The sequence below is a fragment of the Haloarchaeobius amylolyticus genome (genome assembly GCF_026616195.1).
In the GTDB taxonomy this organism is placed as follows: domain Archaea; phylum Halobacteriota; class Halobacteria; order Halobacteriales; family Natrialbaceae; genus Haloarchaeobius; species Haloarchaeobius amylolyticus.
The window spans coordinates 2,035,457-2,053,057 of the sequence record NZ_JANHDH010000001.1; the positions used below are offsets into that span (position 1 = coordinate 2,035,457).

The window sequence follows — 17,601 nt, forward strand, 5'->3', positions numbered from 1 at the left end:
GTCACCGCGTGAACAGCGCCCACGCGCCGACGAGGGTGCCGAGCAGTGGGGTGACGGCGACGCCCACCGCGCTCACCTGGAACGCCAGGCGCCACTGCCCGGCGGGAATCGCGTGGACGTGGTCCGGCCCCTCGACGACGAAGTGCAGTGAGACGCCCAGAACGAGGGCACAGGCCATCGAGGCCGTGAACACCGGGAGGCCGAGCGGGTGGTTCCGCACCGCCAGCGCGGCCCCGACGACCGGCCCGACGAAGACCGTCGCGAGGACGAGGGCGTTCTGCCACGGCGGGAGGGGGACCGGCACCAGCCCGTGGGTGGCGCCGTGGCCGAGGGCGACCGCCAGGTGCAGGCCGAGGACGGCCAGCAGGACCGTCTGTCGCTGCATCAGTGGCTCGCCTCGGCGATGGGTGGGTCGTCGGCCGCCCGCCAGCGGTCGACGACCTGGTCGAGGCCCTCCTCGATGGTCGGGTACCGCGGTTCCCAGTCGAAGGCCCGGCGGAGCCGGTCGTTCGTCGTCGGCATCGGCCGGGTGAGCAGGCGTACGAAGTTGTCGTCGATGAGCAGCCGGGCGAGCCAGGCGGGGACCCGTCTCGGCTCAGGCGCGTCCAGCCGGTGGGCGAACGCGCGCAGGAAGTCGGCGAAGGTCCTCGGCTCGTCGTCGACCACGTGGAAGGTCCCGGTCGCGTCCCCCTCGACCGCCGCGGCGAAGGCCCGGGCCGCGTCGTCGACGTGGACGAACGAGAGCTCCGCGTCCTCTCTGCCCAGGAGCCCCCGCCCGATGATGGGGAGCCGGCGGTTCCGCAGTCGCTCGGCGAACAGCCGGGTGTGGGCGGTGTCGTGGGCGTAGAAGTAGCCGCCCCGGAGGACGACCGGGTCGAAGCCGTGGTCCTCGGCTCCCTGCTCGACGATTCGTTCGGCGTCGAGGGCGGATTGCGTCGACCGGTCCGGGTGCGGGGCCGCCGACTCGTCGAAGACCGACCCGTCGGGCTGGCGGGCCACCCAGACGATGCTCTGCAGGACCAGCCGGTCGGCGTCGACATCGCGGGCCGCCGCGACCAGGTTCTCGGCACCCTCGCGGCGGACCCGGTCGTTCAGCGCCCAGTCCGCCTCGTCGGCGTCGTCGATGGGGATCTTCGTCGCGGCGTGGACCAGCACGTCGGCTCCGGCCGCACCCGCGACAAGGGAGTCGCGGTCGAACACGTCGCCGCGGTGGGGTTCGCCGCCGCGCTCCCTGACGATGGCGTCCCCCCGGTCGTCGCGGGTCAGCCCGACCACCTCATGCCCGCGGTCGGTACACGACTCGACCAGGCGACGACCGAGCACCCCGGTCGCGCCAGCGATGAACACTCGCATACCGGCTAGTTCGGCCGGTCGGCGCAAACTGCTGGTGCCGACGATGGTCGGGGTATTCTTATACTCGGTCGGCGCCACGGGTCGGGTGATGCGCTACCTGCACGTCCGGCTCGCCAGCGACGAGGCGCTCCTCCACCCCCTGGTCCCGACGCTGACCGACCCCGAGGTGTTCCGGGCGGCCCAGATGGTCGACTGGGCGCCCTCGTTCGACCCGCCCCGGGCGACCGTCCTGCTCTACCTCGACGGCGACCTCGACCACTTCGAGACCGTGCTGCAGGAGACCGACATCGTCCTCGAGTCCGACGTGACCCGGTTCGGCGACGGTCGCGGCTACGCCTACGTCCACTCGGAGCCCCACCCCATCGAGTGGGAGCTGTTCGCCGCCGGGGCGATGGAGGGCCTCATCCCCGTCTTCCCCATCGAGTACAACCACGACGGGTCGCTGGAGGCCCGGCTCGTCGGTCCCCCGGCCCGGTTGCAGGACGCGATGGCGGCGCTCCCGGAGGCGGTGGACGCGACCATCGAACGCGTCGGCGAGTACGACCTCGGCCGGCCCCCGATTCCGCCGTCGTTGCCACCGCGACAGCAGGCGGCGCTCGACGTGGCCCTCGACCTCGGCTACTACGACGTCCCGCGCCGGGCGACCCGGGACGAGGTCGCCGAGCGACTGGGCTGTGCGCCCAGTACGGCCTCCGAGCACCTGCAGAAGGCCGAGGGCGCCATCGTCCGGACGTACCTGAACCGGCAGGGGTGACGGGGCGGGCAGACGAGATGCGTCGGCGCTAGGGCTCGGCCGCGAGGACGACGTGCTCCGAACCGGTGGCCCGGCGCTCGACGCGGTCGAATCGGGCCAGATGCGGGCGGAGGTCCAGTTCGCGGTGGTGGACGAGCAGCAGACTCCCGTCCGGCGCGAGCACGTCGTGCGCCCCGTCGAACAGGTCGCGGAGGACCCCCGCCCCGGCGTGGGTCGGCGGGTTGCAGAGCACCCGGTCGAAGGTCCGGTCGGCGACGCCCGAAGTGCAGTCCGCGGTAACGACGGTCCCGTCGACACCGGAGGCGGCAAGGCTCCGGTCGGCGCAGGCCGTCGCCACCGCGTCGTCGTCGGTGAGCCAGACCTCGCAGTCGGCGGCGAGCCCCGCGCAGGTCCCGACGGGGCCGTAGCCACAGCAGAGGTCGAGGACGCGGTCGCCGTCCTGTACCTGGGCGGTCTCGACGAGCAGTCGGGTGCCGTGGTCGACCGACGCGGCCGAGAACAGCCCCGGCCGGGTGACGAAGGTGCAGTCGTGGCCGTCGAGGGTCGCGTCGAGGCGGCTGGCTTGTGCGTACTCGGGCGGGTCGAGACTGGGTGGGCGGGTCACCCGGAGGAGCCGGAACTCGCCCCGGCTGCCGACCGTCTCGACGCTGCCCGCGAGGGCATTCAGACAGTCCTCGTAGCGCGAGAGGCCGGTCCGCGTGGCTGCGGCGAGGTAGAGGCGCCCGCCGGGGCGGAGCAGTGAGAGGCCGGCGGCGATTCGGCGCTTGCCCATCGCGATGGCGGTGTACGGTTTCGGGGCGTAGGCGACGGTGTCGAACCGGGCGTCGAGGTCGGCCGGGTCGGCCAGACAGTCGACGCCCGCGTCGACCCCGTGCTCCCGGCAGTTGCGCTCACAGAGGCGGGCGGCCCGGGCACTCGATTCGGTCACCTGGACCGACCCGGCGCGGCTTGCGAGCACGACGGGCGCGACGCCGTAGTTCGCCTCGAGACAGCAGAGGGCCCCGAGGTCGGCGTCCCACAGGTGGTCGAGGAGGAGCAGGTCGGGGTCGCGGAAGGACGCGGGCGAGTGGACCCCGTCGGCGGTCCGGAAGCGGTAGCGGTCCGGGCCCGCCGCGACCCGGGATTCGAGGGCGAGGGTCTCGGCGGGCCGGCTCATGGCCGGAGCCCTCCGGTTCGGCCGGTGTTCGGGAGACGGTACTGTCCAGTCGTATTCGGGAGGCGGTGCTGCTGGTCGGACGTCGAACGAGTCGACGGTGTGTGCGGCATTGACGTGGGTTCGGCGGCTGCTGGCGGTCTGAGAACGGGACGACCCACGCCTCGCTAGCGGTGTGCAGAGAGCGAGAGAAACGGCTCACACGCACCGCAGCGCAGGCGTGAACCGGGTGCCGAACAGCGTGACCGCGCAGCGGGAACCGACCGAGCGCGATTCCGGTCGGGCCGCCGGGCAGCCCACAGTCGGCGAGCCGGCCGAACCGCGTCCCGGGTTACCGGAGAGACGCCGCGTCCGACCTCGAGCTCGTGTTCAATCTGGGCCGAGGTTCATCGTGGAGTGACAAAACGCTATCGCCGCGGCCCGGGACAGGCCATCAGGTCAGCGCCAGCAGCACCCAGTGCTGCCAGACGCCCCAGCAGAGCCAGCACAGGCCCCCCAGCGCGAGGATCCGGGTCCGGTATCGCGGGGCGACCCGGGCGGCGACGAGCCACGGGACGAGCACGACGAGCAGGCGCGCCACGACCAGCGCCGGGATGCCGACCTCGAGGAGCAGCCCCGCGCCCGGCAGGAGCGTCACGGGTCGTTCGCCCATGAACAGGGCCGTCTGCGCGCCGCGGGTCGAGACCGCGAGGCCGACGAGCAACAGCCCGGCGGCGAGGGCGTCCCGCCAGCCGCCGAGTCGCCGGGTGCGCCACATGGCGGTGTTCACGCCGATTCCGTCCCGGTGCTGCCCGCGGGCTCGATGTGCATCACCGTCAGGTCGAACTCGTCGGGCGAGTCGTGCGGGAGCGTCACGACGACCTCGTAGGGCACGTGGCCGCCGTCGGCACAGGGTGCGGGCGCCGCGTCCGCGATGGGTTCGCTGGCGACGAACAGGACGTACCGACCCGGTTCGGGTTCGGCGAGGACCGCAGGGGTGACCCGGCTGCTGGCGTCGGTGACGGCGAGCTGGCCGGTGACGGTCACGGTGACGCCCGGGTCGCTGGCGGCCGTCGACAGCGCGATGCTGGTCGGGTCGGTGACCGGGGCGCAGACGCCGACCTGCGTGGTCGTCTGCATCGGCACGTCCGCGACGACGTGGTCGGGGTACGTGAACGGGAGGCCGGGGCCTTTCGCCCCGTCGTCTGGCTGGCGGTCGGCCGCCGCGGTGCCGAGGCACCCGGCGGTGAGCAGGAGCGCCGCGACGGCGAGCGCCGCGAGCGCGTCGGTGTGGAGTCTCATCGGTAGGAGACAGGTCGCCGCCGGAGATAACGCGATGCTGAACGAACTTTCTGCCAGTCGGGCAGAACGTCAGGGCGGAACCGGTAGCCGGCACCCTACCTCGTCGTCTCAGGGTCCCGGTACAGTTTTGTCGGGAGAGAGCAACAATCTGACACGATGGCGCCCTCCCTGCTTGCCGACCACGACCCGACCGAGGTGTACATGATGCTGTTGCCTGTCGCGATGGGGCTGTTCACCACCGTGCTGGTCCTCGCCGAGGACCGGACCGCGATGGTCGCGGGCGTCAGCGTCGGCGTCGTGCTGGTGGGGCTCGCCGGGCTCGTCGGGGTGGTTTCGGCACAGGAGGACGAGTCGAACACTGGCGACTAGGCAGTGGATATCACTCCGGAGAACCGGTCGATTCTCGCGGTGTCGGTCACCGCGACTGCTCGTTCCGGCGCAGTTCCGCCTCGAGTTCCGCCACCCGCGTCTCCAGTTCCTCGACCCGGCCGCTGCGGTTGCGCAGGAGCACGACGACGGCCGCGACGATGGCGAGCGGGATGGCCAGGACGAGCAGCATCACCAGTATCTCAGGGCCGCCCGGGACCTGTAAGGGTATCATAGCGAGTGGAGATACGCCGGGCACGGGCAATACCATTACCAGTATTCTTACTAATCGAGAACGGAACGTCCCGGTATCCCACGTTATCTTGGCCCGGTACCTTCCACGGATGCCCACGAAGCCGTTCCCGTATGCTCGACGCAGAATTCGAGGTCTGTACGGAGTGCGGGAACCTGCACATGGAAGGCGGCAAAGCCCCGAAACACGTCGACGAGTGCGCGGCCTGCGGTGGCCGCGTGACCGACGTCGAACTCGACGACCTGGTCGGCCTGTAGGTGGCCCGTCGGGGCCGCCTCGTCGCGGCCAGCCACAGCCAGCCAGCCAGCCGCAGCCCATCGCGGCCAGTCAGCCGCAGCAGTATAGAGCCGGAACCGACCCACAGATGTTTGTCGCTGGACACGAAACGGGCGGGTATGGTCCACTGCCCCGCCTGCGAGACCACGCTCTCCGACGCATCGGACGTCGCGTTCACCGAGGCCGACGCCACCACCGGCATCATCGCCGCCTCCAAGCGGTTCTACGTGGCGAGCTGTGCCGAGTGCGGCGAGACGCTCGGCAGCGGCGTCGCCGGCGCGAAGGCCGGTGGCGGCGGCGCCACCTGAGAACAAGACATTTGTCGCACCAGTCAGAACGGTGAGACATGGCACACTGCCCTGAATGTGACACGGACCTCTCCGCAAAGGACGACGTCGAGTTCGTCGAGATGGACGCCACCACCGGCTTCTTCGCGGCCTCCAAGCGGTTCTACCTCGTGGCCTGCAACCACTGCGGCGCCGCCATCGGGAGCGGGGTCGCCGGCGCGAAGGCCTGAGGGTCCGGATGGACGAGACAGCGAAGCGGATCGTCGCGGTCGACCTCTTCGTCGCGCTCTCGAACGTCGGCACCGGCCTCGTGATCGCCGACACGTTCCCGGCCGCCGCCGAGTACGCCTGGGTCGGCGTCGCGGTCGCCGTCCTCGCCACCGTCCTCGTGGCCGCCTCCGACCGGAGCCGGGCCGGGATGTGGGTGCTGGTCGGCGTCGGGACGTTCGGCATCCTCGCCCTCCTCGTCGGGTGGGCGACCGACACGATGCCGATGAGCGCCGCACCACCCATGATGGTCGGCATGGGCGTCGGCCTCGGTCTCCACCGACTCGTCTTCGGGGTCCTCGGACCGGTCCCCGACGTCCGGCGGGCGCGCCAGCAGTCAGGCTGAGCGCTCAGCCCCGGACGAACCGGGGCGCGATCACGTTCTTCACCGCGATGCCGTCACGCTCGTACTCGAAGAAGGCCGGTTTCTCCTCGCCGAGGTGGAGCGTGACCTCGCCGGCCATCTCCGAGACGATGCGGTTGGTGTAGTCCAGCGAGAGGATGGTCTCGGTCGCTGCGGTCGCGTCGAGGGAGGAGAGACGGTCTTGGTCGTAGGTGAACGCCAGGTCGTCCACGTCGGCCTCGGCCCGGAAACTGACGGTCTCGGCGTCGGGGTCGACCGTGACGTGGACCGTGTTCGCCAGCCGGTCACAGGCGCCGACGGCCCGTTGCAGGTCGGCGGCCGCGATGGTGAGCTCGTTCGGGAGGTCGGCCGTCGGCACGTCCGGGACCTGCCGGACGCTGTCGGGGTGCAGTGGCGCGATGGCGTACGAGAAGTCCGCCCCCTCGACGGTGAGCTTGCGCGCCTCCGCGTCGAGTTCCAGCGAGAGGAGCGGGTCGTCGGTGTCGGCCAGCCCGACCGCCTCCGCGAGCGTGGCGACGTCGAAACCGAGGACGCCCCCGTCGCTCTCGTAGTGCTCGAACGCGCTGGCGGGGAGGTCGGTCTCGACCATCGCCACCTCGGCGGGGTCGATGACCCGGACGAACAGGCCGTCTTCGCGCAACTGGAACAGCGCCTCGTCGGCGACGGCGTCGACGAGCTGGAGCTTCGCGTCGAGGACGGTCGCGTCGACGATGGCCTCGAAACGGGCCACCTGGGCGGTCTCTTGCATACCAGAATCGACACCCGCCCGCCGGGTAAACCCGAGCCATGGGCGGAGTGGAAGTGAAAGTGGATCGGAGACGGTGTCCCCGGTATCTCTGGGCGGCGTGCCCCCCGACACGCCGGTTCGTGCCGGCCGTCGTGGCCGGCTGTACGGTCGTCCCTGCGGCCTGTCGTCAGTCCTCTTCGGGCGTGGGCAAGGTGTCTGCCAGGCCGTTCTCGACGGCCGCCTTCAGGTCGGCCGTGAGGTCGTCCGAGAGTCCCTCGTTGCTCGTGACGACCTGGCGTTCGGTGATGGTGGTCTCGCCCGTGAGTTCGACGAACAGCGCAGCGACTGGGTCGGTGATGTTTCCTGCAGTCATCGGTTACTCCCCGGACACCTGTTCACATCACTCAGGCATAAAGATTTGTTTCGCAATACTTCTGGCCCGAATAGAGATGACTGTCGTTCTCTATCGGCCACAATAGCTCGCTGTGGGGATTCACAGCCCGCCTCAGTTTCCTCCCCGGGGAGTCTGTTCTTTCTCCGGGAGTGATACGTCGGCGGCAGAAGGGACGGTTCGGCAGGGCGGACCCGGCGTCAGAACCGCCCGTACAGCGAGTACGCGATGGCCACCAGCCCGCCGAGTTCGGCCACGTTCGTCGCGGCGACGACGAGCGACCCCGGCAGGCCTGTGAACGTCGAGAGCCCGACCGAGAGCAGGGCCGGGACCGCGGTCAGGAGGACGATACCGATGGCGAGAAAGAGCATCGGCCCGCTGTCGTTGCGGCGGTAGCCCTGGTACGCCTTCCGGGCGATGAACAGGCCGAGCAGCGTCGAGAGGACGAACGTCGCGAGGACGACCGCGGCCTGGAGTTCGGTGCCGGGCTGGCTGACCTGCATGGGGAGCAGGGTCGGCAATGGTGCGATGGTCGGGCTCATCGCATCCCCTCGTACAGGCGCGTGAAGCGGTCGGCGACCGCCTCCTCCTCGCGGGCCACCTCGACGGTCACGTCGCCGTCGTCGAAGGAGACGGTGACGTGGTCGACGGTCGCGTGGTAGACCGCGTAGTGGTGGCCCGATTCCTCGACCTGGGTCTCCTCGGCGAGCAGCCCGCACTCCTGCAGGCGCTCGACCCGGCGGTAGACCGTGGGCGGTGACATCTCGCACGTGTCGGCAAGTTCGGTGGCGGACATCGGTGCTGTACTCGTGGCCGTGAGGATGGCGCGAGCGTACTCGTCGTGGAGCAGGGCGAGCAGTTCCGCCTCGTCGCACTCCTCACTCACAGTGGAAGACGTTGCGCAGGCAACATATAAAGAGGCGGCGAGTTTCTGGACCGGAAAGTCGGCTCCCGACTTTATTGGTTCCGCACCGGTATCATGAACCGATGAGCCAGACCGAATCCCGCATCGCGACCGACCCCGCCGCCCTCCTCTGGCAGCTCGTCGGCGTGCCCGTCCGCCTCCAGACGTACAAGAACCTCCTGTACCTGGCCCTGGCGTTCCCGCTCGGCCTGTTCTACTTCGTGGCGCTCGTCTCGGGCGTATCGGCCGGGACGGGGACCCTCGTGGTCGTCGTCGGCGTCCCGATACTGCTCGTGACGCTGGTCGTCGGGACCGCCTTCATGCGCATCGAGACCGAGCTGGCGAGGCACCTGCTCGGCTTCGACGTGCCCACCCGGACCGGTGACGCGACCCTCGAAGACGGCGTCCTCGAGTACGTGAAGGACCTCCTCACCGACTACGGGACCTACGTCAGCCTCGTGGTCACCTTCGCGAAGTTCTGGGTCGGCGTCGGCTCGTTCGTCGCCCTCGTCGTCTGGAGCGTCGTCTCAACCGTGTTCATGGCCGCCCCGTTCTACTACGACCGCCCCGGCGTCTCCCTCACCTTCGGCCCCGAGGGGAGCGTGACGCTGCTGCCCGCCCTCCAGTTCACCGAGGACTTCTGGACCATCACCCTCACCGGCCCCGTCGAGTTCGCGACCGGCGAGGTCACCACCCTCCAGGGCGCGCTGGTGGTCTCCGCCATCGGCGTCGTCCTGCTGTTCCTCGGCTTCCACCTGCTCAACGCCGCGGCGTGGCTGCTCGGGTACGCGACGAAGCTCCTCGGCCCCCACGCCCGGGTCATCGGGTCCGACTGACGGCACACCCCTGTTCGCACCGACGCACCGCCAGACCGCCCGTTCTCACCGGTGAACACGTCAGAACCCGCACCGATATAGTTATGATTCCAACACTTGTTCGTGTGATATGAACACCATCGAATCGGTCGTCCTCGGCGTCCACATCGTCGCCGGCTTCGTCGCGCTGTTCGCCGGCGCGGGCGCCATCGTCACCGAGAAAGGTGGCACCCGTCACCGCAGACTCGGCCGGACCTACGTCTATGGGATGGCCGTCGTCTCCACCACCGCACTGGGGTTGCTCGCCATCGAGCAGTCCGTCGGCCGCATCTTCCTCGGCCTCGTCGCCATCTTCAGTTTCTACTTCGCCTACTCGGGCTACCGGGTGCTCTCGCGCAAGCGCCCCGCCGACCGGGCCGAGACCGAGGACTGGGTCGCGGTCGCCCTGTTCGGCCTCTCGGGCGTCGGCCTGCTCGCCATGGGCGGCTGGTTCTCCCTCGCAGGCGAGGCGTTCGCGGTCGTGATGTTCGTCTTCGGCGCAATCGCGACCGTCATCGCCGGTCAGGACGTCCAGCGTTTCCGGGCCGCCACGACCGAGCCCCGTGAGTGGTTCTTCGAGCACCTCCAGCGCATGGGCGGCGCGTACATCGCCACCGTGACCGCCTTCGGCACGGTCAACTTCACGTTCCTGCCCCAGATCGCCCGGTGGCTCGCCCCGACGCTGGTCGGTGGCATCGCCATCTGGTACGCGGCCCGCCGGTACAGACAGCAGTTCGCGGCCGGCGCGGCACCGACCACCGACTGAGCCCGACATACCCCCTACCGTGCATACATCGACACCTTCTTACCCCGAATGTGTGCACACTCGTGTATGTACATCGGACGGTTCATCGTCGTCGGCCCGGACGTCAGCGCGTATCGAGTCTCCTCCCGGTCGTTCCCGAACCGGCAGGTCACGGCGCGTGGCGAGGACACCCTCACGGTCGGCCCGACAGAAGACGCCCCGGAGACGGACAACCCCTACATCGCCTACAACTGCGTTCGCGTGACCGACAACGGCGCCGTGCTGGGCAACGGCTCGCACGTCGACCCGGCCGCCGAGAAGCTCGCGATGGGCTACCCGGCCCGCGACGCCCTGGCGCAGTCGCTGCTCGCGCTCGACTACGAGAAGGACGACTACGACACCCCCCGCATCGCCGGCATCATGACCGACGACGGGCAGGCGTTCATCGGCATCGTCCGCAAGGACGCCCTCCTGGTCGAGCAGGTCGCGGAGCCGACGCTGGTCGCGACCTACGAGGAGGACGCCCCGACCGCCTTCGACCTCGATTCCGCGACCGCCGCCGAGGCCGCGGCCGCGGTGTACGACGCGGACTACGAGCACGCGGTCTGTGCGGCCGGTCTCTCGCGTGACGGCGACGGCTTCGAGCTGGCCGTCGAGAACGGGGAGTAACTCAGCTCTCGCGGCGCTGCTCGCAGAACGCCTTCGCCTTCTCGTGCCCGCGGCGCTCCAGTTCCGCGATGAAGTCGGGCGAGCGGTCCAGTTTCGAGGAGGCGAAGAACTGCTCGTCGATGCTGATGCGGTGTATCTCCGTCTTCTGGAAGTCGCTCTCGGGCAGGTGGCCCTCGTCGATCCAGGTGTTCACCTTCTCGATGAAGTGCAGTTGCTCGTTCAGGGAGATGTTCCCAGAGAGTTCGTTGCGCCGGTCGTATATCTCGCGCAGGCTCCTGGGCTCCTCCTCGATGCGCTGGGGGTTTATCTGGACGATCCACAGCTCCTCGGGCTTGCGCTCGGCCGGGAGGTGGAAGAGGTCACGGATGGGCGGGTTGTGCGAGAACAGGCCGTCCCAGTGGGTGTGGCCGTGGATCTCGACCGCCGGATAGAGGTCCGGAATCGCGGAGGAGGCGAGGATGGCCCTCGCGGTGACCTCGTCGTCACAGAAGGTCTCGAACTCGCCCGCGGTGACGTTGACCGTCCCGACCGCGAGCCGGGGGGCGTCGTCGGTGGCGAGGTCGGGGAGGCGGTCGAAGTCGATGTGGCGTTCGAGCAGGCGCTGGAACTGCCGCTGACCGGCCCGGGCCATCGGGTTCTGGTAGGGGCTGATTCGCGCGGTGGGGAAGCCGCTGGTCTCGACGGCCGAACTCATGACGACCCAGTCGTTGACGAACCGGTCGGCCACGGAGTCGGCGGTCAGGTCGGCCCAGATGTCGTCGAGCAACCCCTGTGGCGTGTGCTCGTCGGAGAGGAGGCCGTACCACGCGGCGGTGGCACAGACCGCGCCGCCGGAGGTTCCCGAGAGCCCGACGACCTCGTACTCGTCCGCGGCCTCGGTGAGCAGGCACTTCAGCGCCCCCGCGGTGAACGCGGTGTGGCTGCCACCGCCCTGGCAGGCGATGGCGACGCGGGTCCCCATCAGTAGGTGGTGAGGTGCCCGCCGTCCCAGGTGAGGTCACCGCCGTCGAGGTGACGGCCGTGCTTCGAGAACCCGAGGACGAACAGGTTCGCGACCTCGACCGGCTCCATCATCTCCTTGACCATCGCGTCGCCGAGCATCACGTCCTCGACGACCTCGCGCTCCGAGATGCCGCGTTCCGCCGCCGTGTCGGGAATCTGGTCCGTGACGAGGGGCGTCTTCACGTAGCCCGTCGAGATGGTGAACGCCCGGAGGGTACCCGCGCCCTCGGCCGCGATGGACTGCGTGAGCCCCCGCAGGCCGAACTTCGAGGTGATGTACCCTGCCTTGTCCTGCGTGGCGATGTGGCCGTGGATCGAGGCCATGTTCCCGATGGCGCCGACCTGGTCGTCGGTGTCCTCGATGTGGGGCATGACGAGTTTCGAGAGGTAGAACGGCGCCCGGAGCATCACCTGGTGCATCAGGTCGTACTTCTCCATGGGGAACTCCGGAAGCGGGTCGATGTGCTGGAGCCCCGCGATGTTGGCGAGGTAGCGGATCTGCCCGAACTCCGCCGACTCGGCCACGATGCGCTCGATGTCGTCGTCGTCGGTCAGGTTCCCCGCCACCGTCTCGACCGTCCCCTCGACCTCGCACTCCTCGGCCGTCTCGACCGTCCCCGCCAGCCCCTCCTCGTCGAGGTCGGTCGCGACGACCGTGAGGCCGTTCGCCGCGAGCGCGACCGCCGTCGCCCGGCCGATGCCGGAGCCGCCACCGGTCACGATGGCGACGGAATCCGTCGTGAAGTGGTCGTCGTCGACTGTCAGGACGTCCTCGCGACGCAACTCTGCCGGTTGAATGGAATCATCAGCCATCGACCAGATGTGCGCACCGAGTTACCAAGAAACTAGGTCCGGGTCCCACGGGGAGAACTAAACCGCTGGGGGTCCTGTCATACGACATGGAGTTCGGCGTCATCTCGGACATCCACGCGAACAGGGTCGCCCTCGACGCGGTGCTCGCCGACATGCCGCCGGTCGACGGCCTCCTCTGTGCCGGCGACGTGGTCGGTTACGGCCCCTCGCCCGCCGAGTGCGTCGACGTCCTGCTCGAGCGCGACGTGCCGACGGTCATGGGCAACCACGACCGGGCGGTCGCCCGCGACACCGGCTTCCGGTTCAACGACATGGCGCGGGCCGGGGTGCGCTACAGCCGCGAACACCTCGAGGACCGCCACATCGAGTGGCTCGGCCACCTCCCCGACGAACGCCGCGAGTGCGACGGCTACGTGAAGCTCGTCCACGGCCACCCCGACGACCCCGACCACTACACCCGGCCCCACGAGTTCGCCCCGAACCTGCTCCGGGGCGAGGCCGTCCTCATCATGGGCCACACCCACGTCCAGCACACCGCCGAGTTCGCCGAGGGCGTCGTGATGAACCCCGGGAGCGTCGGCCAGCCCCGCGACGGCGACCCCCGGGCAGCCTACGCGCTCCTGGACATGGACTCGGGTGCGGTCGAGGAACGCCGGGTCGAGTACGACATCGAGCAGGTCCAGCAGAAGATTCGCGAGGCCGGGCTGCCGGAGCGACTGGCGACCCGGCTGGCGAAGGGGGAGTAGACTCGAGTTTTCACCATCACCACCACTATCGGCGCGTGCTGGTGAGCGTGCCGAGTGGCGCGGCACGAAGTGCCGCGAGGCGAACGGTGAGGAACGACCCGTGAGCCAGTGAGGCCGCGGACTGGAAGCGTGCGAGGGACCCGCCTGTCGACTCCAGCACCCACGATTCAGGTGGTCGAACGAACCAGTCACTACCCCCCGAACAACCGGTCACCGACCGCGACCAGCTCCTCGCGGTCTACCTCCACCAACTCACGCAGGTCGTACCCCTCCTCGGCGAGCAGTTCCTCGCCGAGTCGGTACGCCAGCGAGTAGCCGTACCCGTGCGGGTAGCCCCCCGGTTCCGGGTCGATGAACAGCGGTCCGCCCTCCTCGCTCGGGGCCGTGAAGGCCTCGTCGCGGGCCACCGGCCAGTAGTCGGCGAGGACGGTGTCGGCGTGTCGCGTCCACCACGGCGAGTCGTACTCGGGGACCAGGTCGGCCGCGACGTGCTGGGTGAACGCCTCCTCGAGCACGTACTCCCACTTCCGGTCGGCCTCGCCTCCGCGCTGCTCGAAGAACCAGAGGTGGGCGTGCTCGTGGGTCGCGGTGGAGGCCAGCGACGCCTGCCACTCGTCTGGGTGGCTGTTGAACGATATCTCGATGGTGTCGGGGTAGTCGGCGTAGCCGGCGGCACCGTCGACCTGGCTGGTCACGAAGTCGCTGCCGTCCCAGCCGAGTTCGACCGATACCCCGGTGTCCAGCGGGAACGACACGTTCGCGCTGGTCAGGGCGCTCTGGACTGTCTCTCTGGCTGCTCGCAACTCGCTGACGGTCGGGTGTATCTCGCGGGACATGGGCGGCGGGGACGAGTGTGGCTACACGCCCCAGCGTAAAATGTCACTCCCTGAGTATAGCGTCGCGGGCGGAACCGCCCGGGTCCCGTCGCGGGCAGTCAGGCCCGCGGTGCGAGTTCCGCCGTGAAGTGGCGGATCTCCTTCATCTCGGGCTCCTTCGTGATCTCGAGCCCGTCGACCTCCTCGCGGTGGGCCCAGACCTCCTTCGCCGTATCCACGATGTGCTCGATGTGCTCCTTGTGGTAGGTGCGGCGCGGGACGGCCATCCGGACCAGCTCGGGCCGGTCGCTGTCGGGGAAGGCGAAACTGCCCAGCTCGACACACCGGACGCCACCCTCGCGGTAGAGTTCGCAGACCAGCGCCTGCCCGGGGAACTCCTCGGCCGGGATGTGCGGGAAGAACTCGCCGGCGTCGAGGTAGACCGCGTGGCCGCCGATGGGCTCGAACACCGGAAGACCTTCTTCGGCCATGAGCTGGCCGAGGTACTGGACCTGCCCGACGCGGTCCGAGATGTACGCCTCCTCGACGGCCTCGCGCAGGCCGACCGCCAGTGCCTCGATGTCGCGGCCTGACATCCCGCCGTAGGTGGCGAAGCCCTCGTAGAGGATGCCGCGCTGTTTCACCTGCTCGAAGAGGGCCTCGTCGTTGCAGGCGACGAAGCCGCCGATGTTCGAGAGGCCGTCCTTCTTGCCGGACATGACCGCGGCGTCGGCGTAGGAGAGCTGCTCGCGGGCGACCTCGGCGACCGAGGAGTCCGTGAACTCCGCTTCACGCTGGGTGACGAAGTAGGCGTTCTCGGCGAACCGGCACGCGTCGAGGACGAACGTCGCGTCGATCTCGTCACAGAACTCGCGGACCTTCCGGGTGTTCTCGACGGAGACGGGCTGGCCCGCCGCCGAGTTGTTCGTGATGGTCAGGACCACGGCAGGGATGTTCTCGGCGCCGACCTCCTCGACGACCTTCCACCCCTCCTCGATGGAGAAGTTGCCCTTGAAGTCGCCCTCGGCGTCGAGGTCGCGGGCCTCGGGAACCGGGCAGTCGACCGGGTCCGCGCCCTGGTTGGCGATGTGGGCCCGGGTCGTGTCGAAGTGCGTGTTGTTGAGGACGGTGTCGCCCTCCTCGACCATCACGCCGTAGAGGATGTTCTCGGCGCCGCGGCCCTGGTGGGCCGGGACGACGTACGGGAAGCCCATCACGTCCTCGACGGCCGATTCGAGCTTGCCGAAACTGGTCGCGCCGGCGTAGGACTCGTCGCCGCGGATGAGGGCAGCCCACTGCTCGTCGGACATGGTTCCGGTCCCCGAGTCGGTGAGGAGGTCGATGAACACGGCGTCCGAATCGAGGTTGAACACGTTGTACCCTGCGGCTTCGAGGTTGGCCTCGCGCTCCTCCCGGGCGGGGAGGTGGATGCGCTCGACCATCTTCGACTTGTACGCTGTCATTGGGGCAGTATTGGGGAGAGAATGTGAAAGTCCTAATTGGCGCTTGCTGGCCCCGAGTCCACAGGATTCCCGATGGATGTACGAAGATGGGCAGGCGGGGACAGGAGTCGACACCGGGAGGGTTGAAGTAGGGCGGGCGGTGCCAGACAGGCGCCGTCAGTCGACCAGTTTCGACGGTTCGACCGGCTCGATGCCGTGGTCGTCGAGGAAGCGGTCGAGGAACGCGGCGCGCTCGCCGATCTCGTCCGGACGGTGCGAGTCCGTCCCGACCGTGACGGCCACGTCGTACTCCTGAAGCGCCGCGAGGAACTCCGGGTCGGGGTGGACGAAGCCGGGGTCGCCGAGGGCGCGCCCGGCGTTGATCTCCGGGACCGTCCTGGACTCGGCGAACGCCCGGGTCGCCCGCTCGTAGTGCTCGACCGTGGCCCGCCCACGGAGGGGTTCGGTGCGCTCGATGAGGTCCGGGTGGGCGGCGATGTCGAACAGCTCCGAGTCGGCCAGTGCCACGAGGGCGTCGAAGTAGTCGTCGACGACGGCGTCGAGTTCGGCGTCGGAGAGGTCCGCGAACTGGGGCGCTGCCTGCACGTTGTACTCGCCGACGGTGTGGACGCTCCCGATGACGTAGTCGAAGTCCGCCTCGTCGAGGAAGGCACGAATCTCGGCCTCGTCCCGGGGGTCGTAGTCCATCTCGACCGCGTCGTAGATGGTTATGTCCGCCTTCTCTCGGACCGTCTCGATGCCGAGCCGGCGGCGCTCGTAGGTCACGTCGAGGTTGAAGCCGTAGGTCGCCCGGAACGTCTGGGGGTCCTCCCGGGCCGAGACGTTGCAGTGGTCCGCGATGCCGACCCCCTCCAGGCCTGCTTCCTGCGCCGCGTGGACCATGCGCGTGAGGAAGCTGCCGTCGGAGTAGGTCGAGTGGACGTGGAGATCTCGCATACCACGCCTTCGGCCGCGATTCGATTGTAGCTTCTGGGGGCGTCGCCTGCTCGAACGTCGCCGCCCCGACCCCCCGACGGTACACGAGCAGGTCTGGCAGAAAGCCGTGCCGAGGACCGAAGGCCCTTCCGTGCGACACCCAGAAGGCGGTTATGGAAGACACGAACCGCGCGTGGTATTTCGTCGAGCGGCCCGAAGGTGAACCGGACGCAGATAGCTTCGAACTGCGGGAGGACGACGTCCCGGAGCCAGGGGCAGGTGAACTCCTCGTGCGTGTCGACTATCTCTCCGTGGACCCGTACATGCGCGGCCGGATGCGGGACAGCGAATCGTACGCCGAACCCTGGGACGTCGGCGACGTGCTGAAAGGCGGTATCGTCGGTGAAGTCGTCACGAGTGAGAGCGACCGGTACGACGCCGGCGACCTCGTCACTGGCGAAGGGACCTGGGCCGACTACAGCCTCCTGGATGCGGACGACGTGGCTCCCGTCGACCCGTCGGTCGCGGACCCGCCGGCGTATCTCGGTGTGCTCGGGATGCCCGGACGGACGGCCTACTTCGGCCTCCTCGACGTCGGTGAGCCTAAACCCGGTGAGACGGTCGTCGTCTCCGGGGCTGCCGGTGCCGTCGGGTCGGTGGTCGGACAGATAGCGAGGCTGAACGGCTGTCGAGTGGTCGGGTTCGCGGGGTCCGACGAGAAGACGGAGTGGCTCACAGAGACCCTCGGCTTCGACGCCGCCATCAACTACAAGACCACCGACGATTACGGCGCGGCACTGAACGACGCTGCCCCCGACGGGGTCGACGTCTACTTCGACAACGTCGGCGGTCCCATCACAGACGCCGTCTTCACGAAACTGAACCTGGATGCGCGGGTCGCCGTCTGCGGGCAGATCGCCCACTACAACGACGAGAACGTCCCGACCGGGCCACGGAAGCTCCCCATGCTCATCGCGCCGCGGGCCAAGGTGGAGGGGCTCCTGATCGGCGATTACGTCACGCGGTTCGGTGAGGCCAGCGAGCAACTGGCGACGTGGGTCGCCCGTGGCGACGTCGCTCACCGGGAGACGGTCGTAGAGGGGCTCTCGAACGCACCAGACGCGTTCCTCGGACTCTTCTCTGGGGACAACATCGGGAAGCAGGTAGTCCAGGTGTCGGCGGCTTCTGAGTAGGGCGAACCTG

At 69.1% G+C, this 17,601-nt stretch carries 26 protein-coding genes; 11 read left to right on the top strand and 15 right to left on the bottom strand.

The annotated features are described in order from the left end of the window. Position 1: 1 nt before the first annotated feature. Together NOV86_RS10470 and NOV86_RS10475 are read right to left on the bottom strand one after the other, a co-directional pair. Positions 2-385 carry a hypothetical protein gene (locus NOV86_RS10470; protein ID WP_267641330.1) on the bottom strand — a complete coding sequence of 128 codons (384 nt, stop codon included), beginning with the start codon at positions 383-385 and terminating at the stop codon, positions 2-4. Next, positions 385-1,353 (bottom strand): NAD-dependent epimerase/dehydratase family protein, encoded by a 969-nt coding sequence (locus NOV86_RS10475; protein ID WP_267641331.1) that lies wholly within the window; start codon positions 1,351-1,353, stop codon positions 385-387. The genes NOV86_RS10470 and NOV86_RS10475 overlap by 1 nt, the downstream gene beginning before the upstream one ends. Before the next feature lie 88 nt (positions 1,354-1,441). Between NOV86_RS10475 and NOV86_RS10480 the strand changes: the two genes are divergently transcribed. Beyond that, positions 1,442-2,107: a helix-turn-helix domain-containing protein gene (locus tag NOV86_RS10480; protein ID WP_267641332.1), complete on the top strand. Its 666-nt coding sequence runs from the start codon at positions 1,442-1,444 to the stop codon at positions 2,105-2,107. Positions 2,108-2,135: 28 nt separating this feature from the next. Here the strand turns inward: NOV86_RS10480 and NOV86_RS10485 are convergent, their stop codons facing one another. The 3 genes from NOV86_RS10485 to NOV86_RS10495 all read right to left on the bottom strand — a co-directional run bounded on the left by NOV86_RS10485 (position 2,136) and on the right by NOV86_RS10495 (position 4,541). After that, positions 2,136-3,263, bottom strand: coding sequence for a methyltransferase (locus NOV86_RS10485; RefSeq protein WP_267641333.1), 1,128 nt, complete (start codon positions 3,261-3,263; stop codon positions 2,136-2,138). A 430-nt stretch (positions 3,264-3,693) separates the two neighbouring features. After that, positions 3,694-4,029: a hypothetical protein gene (locus tag NOV86_RS10490; protein ID WP_267641334.1), complete on the bottom strand. Its 336-nt coding sequence runs from the start codon at positions 4,027-4,029 to the stop codon at positions 3,694-3,696. Next, positions 4,026-4,541, bottom strand: coding sequence for a hypothetical protein (locus NOV86_RS10495; protein WP_267641335.1), 516 nt, complete (start codon positions 4,539-4,541; stop codon positions 4,026-4,028). The genes NOV86_RS10490 and NOV86_RS10495 overlap by 4 nt, the downstream gene beginning before the upstream one ends. A gap of 156 nt (positions 4,542-4,697) precedes the next feature. On the opposite strand from NOV86_RS10495, the gene NOV86_RS10500 reads away from it, so the two are divergent. Then, positions 4,698-4,910, top strand: a complete 213-nt coding sequence (locus NOV86_RS10500; RefSeq protein ID WP_267641336.1) for a hypothetical protein — start codon at positions 4,698-4,700, stop codon at positions 4,908-4,910. Between the two features lie 46 nt (positions 4,911-4,956). On the opposite strand, the gene NOV86_RS10505 is transcribed toward NOV86_RS10500, so the two are convergent. Next, positions 4,957-5,142, bottom strand: coding sequence for a hypothetical protein (locus NOV86_RS10505; RefSeq protein WP_267641337.1), 186 nt, complete (start codon positions 5,140-5,142; stop codon positions 4,957-4,959). Between the two features lie 131 nt (positions 5,143-5,273). Here NOV86_RS10505 and NOV86_RS10510 point away from each other — a divergent pair, with 131 nt between their 5' ends. The 4 genes from NOV86_RS10510 to NOV86_RS10525 all read left to right on the top strand — a co-directional run bounded on the left by NOV86_RS10510 (position 5,274) and on the right by NOV86_RS10525 (position 6,336). After that, positions 5,274-5,417 (top strand): hypothetical protein, encoded by a 144-nt coding sequence (locus NOV86_RS10510; protein WP_267641338.1) that lies wholly within the window; start codon positions 5,274-5,276, stop codon positions 5,415-5,417. 138 nt (positions 5,418-5,555) lie between these two features. Next, positions 5,556-5,744 (top strand): hypothetical protein, encoded by a 189-nt coding sequence (locus NOV86_RS10515; RefSeq protein ID WP_267641339.1) that lies wholly within the window; start codon positions 5,556-5,558, stop codon positions 5,742-5,744. Between the two features lie 38 nt (positions 5,745-5,782). Next, positions 5,783-5,953 carry a hypothetical protein gene (locus NOV86_RS10520; RefSeq protein ID WP_267641340.1) on the top strand — a complete coding sequence of 57 codons (171 nt, stop codon included), beginning with the start codon at positions 5,783-5,785 and terminating at the stop codon, positions 5,951-5,953. A gap of 8 nt (positions 5,954-5,961) precedes the next feature. Continuing rightward, a complete protein-coding gene (locus NOV86_RS10525) occupies positions 5,962-6,336 on the top strand; it encodes a hypothetical protein (RefSeq protein ID WP_267641341.1) in 375 nt (124 codons plus the stop codon). 4 nt (positions 6,337-6,340) lie between these two features. Here NOV86_RS10525 and NOV86_RS10530 read toward each other — a convergent pair whose 3' ends face one another. From NOV86_RS10530 to NOV86_RS10545, 4 genes are all read right to left on the bottom strand, one after another. Continuing rightward, positions 6,341-7,102 carry a beta clamp domain-containing protein gene (locus tag NOV86_RS10530; RefSeq protein ID WP_267641342.1) on the bottom strand — a complete coding sequence of 254 codons (762 nt, stop codon included), beginning with the start codon at positions 7,100-7,102 and terminating at the stop codon, positions 6,341-6,343. A gap of 166 nt (positions 7,103-7,268) precedes the next feature. Then, positions 7,269-7,454: a hypothetical protein gene (locus tag NOV86_RS10535; protein WP_267641343.1), complete on the bottom strand. Its 186-nt coding sequence runs from the start codon at positions 7,452-7,454 to the stop codon at positions 7,269-7,271. A gap of 218 nt (positions 7,455-7,672) precedes the next feature. Next, positions 7,673-8,014, bottom strand: coding sequence for a DUF7521 family protein (locus NOV86_RS10540; RefSeq protein WP_267641344.1), 342 nt, complete (start codon positions 8,012-8,014; stop codon positions 7,673-7,675). Beyond that, complete coding sequence (locus NOV86_RS10545) at positions 8,011-8,358, bottom strand: helix-turn-helix domain-containing protein (protein WP_267641345.1); 348 nt, start codon at positions 8,356-8,358, stop codon at positions 8,011-8,013. Before NOV86_RS10545 ends, NOV86_RS10540 begins: the two co-directional genes overlap by 4 nt. Positions 8,359-8,459: 101 nt before the next feature. On the opposite strand from NOV86_RS10545, the gene NOV86_RS10550 reads away from it, so the two are divergent. The 3 genes from NOV86_RS10550 (at position 8,460) to NOV86_RS10560 (ending at position 10,644) form a co-directional block, all read left to right on the top strand. Next, positions 8,460-9,212 carry a sensor domain-containing protein gene (locus tag NOV86_RS10550; protein ID WP_267641346.1) on the top strand — a complete coding sequence of 251 codons (753 nt, stop codon included), beginning with the start codon at positions 8,460-8,462 and terminating at the stop codon, positions 9,210-9,212. Positions 9,213-9,321: 109 nt separating this feature from the next. Then, positions 9,322-9,996: a DUF2306 domain-containing protein gene (locus NOV86_RS10555; protein ID WP_267641347.1), complete on the top strand. Its 675-nt coding sequence runs from the start codon at positions 9,322-9,324 to the stop codon at positions 9,994-9,996. 66 nt (positions 9,997-10,062) lie between these two features. Beyond that, positions 10,063-10,644 (top strand): IMP cyclohydrolase, encoded by a 582-nt coding sequence (locus tag NOV86_RS10560; RefSeq protein ID WP_267641348.1) that lies wholly within the window; start codon positions 10,063-10,065, stop codon positions 10,642-10,644. 1 nt (position 10,645) lies between these two features. Here NOV86_RS10560 and NOV86_RS10565 read toward each other — a convergent pair whose 3' ends face one another. Together NOV86_RS10565 and NOV86_RS10570 are read right to left on the bottom strand one after the other, a co-directional pair. Next, a complete protein-coding gene (locus NOV86_RS10565; protein WP_267641349.1) occupies positions 10,646-11,605 on the bottom strand; it encodes a patatin-like phospholipase family protein in 960 nt (319 codons plus the stop codon). Continuing rightward, positions 11,605-12,459, bottom strand: coding sequence for an SDR family NAD(P)-dependent oxidoreductase (locus NOV86_RS10570; RefSeq protein WP_267641350.1), 855 nt, complete (start codon positions 12,457-12,459; stop codon positions 11,605-11,607). Before NOV86_RS10570 ends, NOV86_RS10565 begins: the two co-directional genes overlap by 1 nt. Positions 12,460-12,545: 86 nt before the next feature. On the opposite strand from NOV86_RS10570, the gene NOV86_RS10575 reads away from it, so the two are divergent. After that, positions 12,546-13,205 (top strand): metallophosphoesterase family protein, encoded by a 660-nt coding sequence (locus NOV86_RS10575; protein WP_267641351.1) that lies wholly within the window; start codon positions 12,546-12,548, stop codon positions 13,203-13,205. 191 nt (positions 13,206-13,396) lie between these two features. On the opposite strand, the gene NOV86_RS10580 is transcribed toward NOV86_RS10575, so the two are convergent. From NOV86_RS10580 to NOV86_RS10590, 3 genes are all read right to left on the bottom strand, one after another. Further along, positions 13,397-14,041: a DUF2268 domain-containing putative Zn-dependent protease gene (locus NOV86_RS10580; RefSeq protein WP_267641352.1), complete on the bottom strand. Its 645-nt coding sequence runs from the start codon at positions 14,039-14,041 to the stop codon at positions 13,397-13,399. Between the two features lie 98 nt (positions 14,042-14,139). Beyond that, positions 14,140-15,483 carry a tryptophanase gene (locus NOV86_RS10585; protein ID WP_267641353.1) on the bottom strand — a complete coding sequence of 448 codons (1,344 nt, stop codon included), beginning with the start codon at positions 15,481-15,483 and terminating at the stop codon, positions 14,140-14,142. A gap of 156 nt (positions 15,484-15,639) precedes the next feature. Further along, positions 15,640-16,419: a PHP domain-containing protein gene (locus NOV86_RS10590; protein ID WP_267641354.1), complete on the bottom strand. Its 780-nt coding sequence runs from the start codon at positions 16,417-16,419 to the stop codon at positions 15,640-15,642. Positions 16,420-16,571: 152 nt separating this feature from the next. On the opposite strand from NOV86_RS10590, the gene NOV86_RS10595 reads away from it, so the two are divergent. Continuing rightward, positions 16,572-17,591, top strand: a complete 1,020-nt coding sequence (locus tag NOV86_RS10595; RefSeq protein ID WP_267641355.1) for an NADP-dependent oxidoreductase — start codon at positions 16,572-16,574, stop codon at positions 17,589-17,591. The last annotated feature ends 10 nt before the right edge of the window (positions 17,592-17,601 follow it).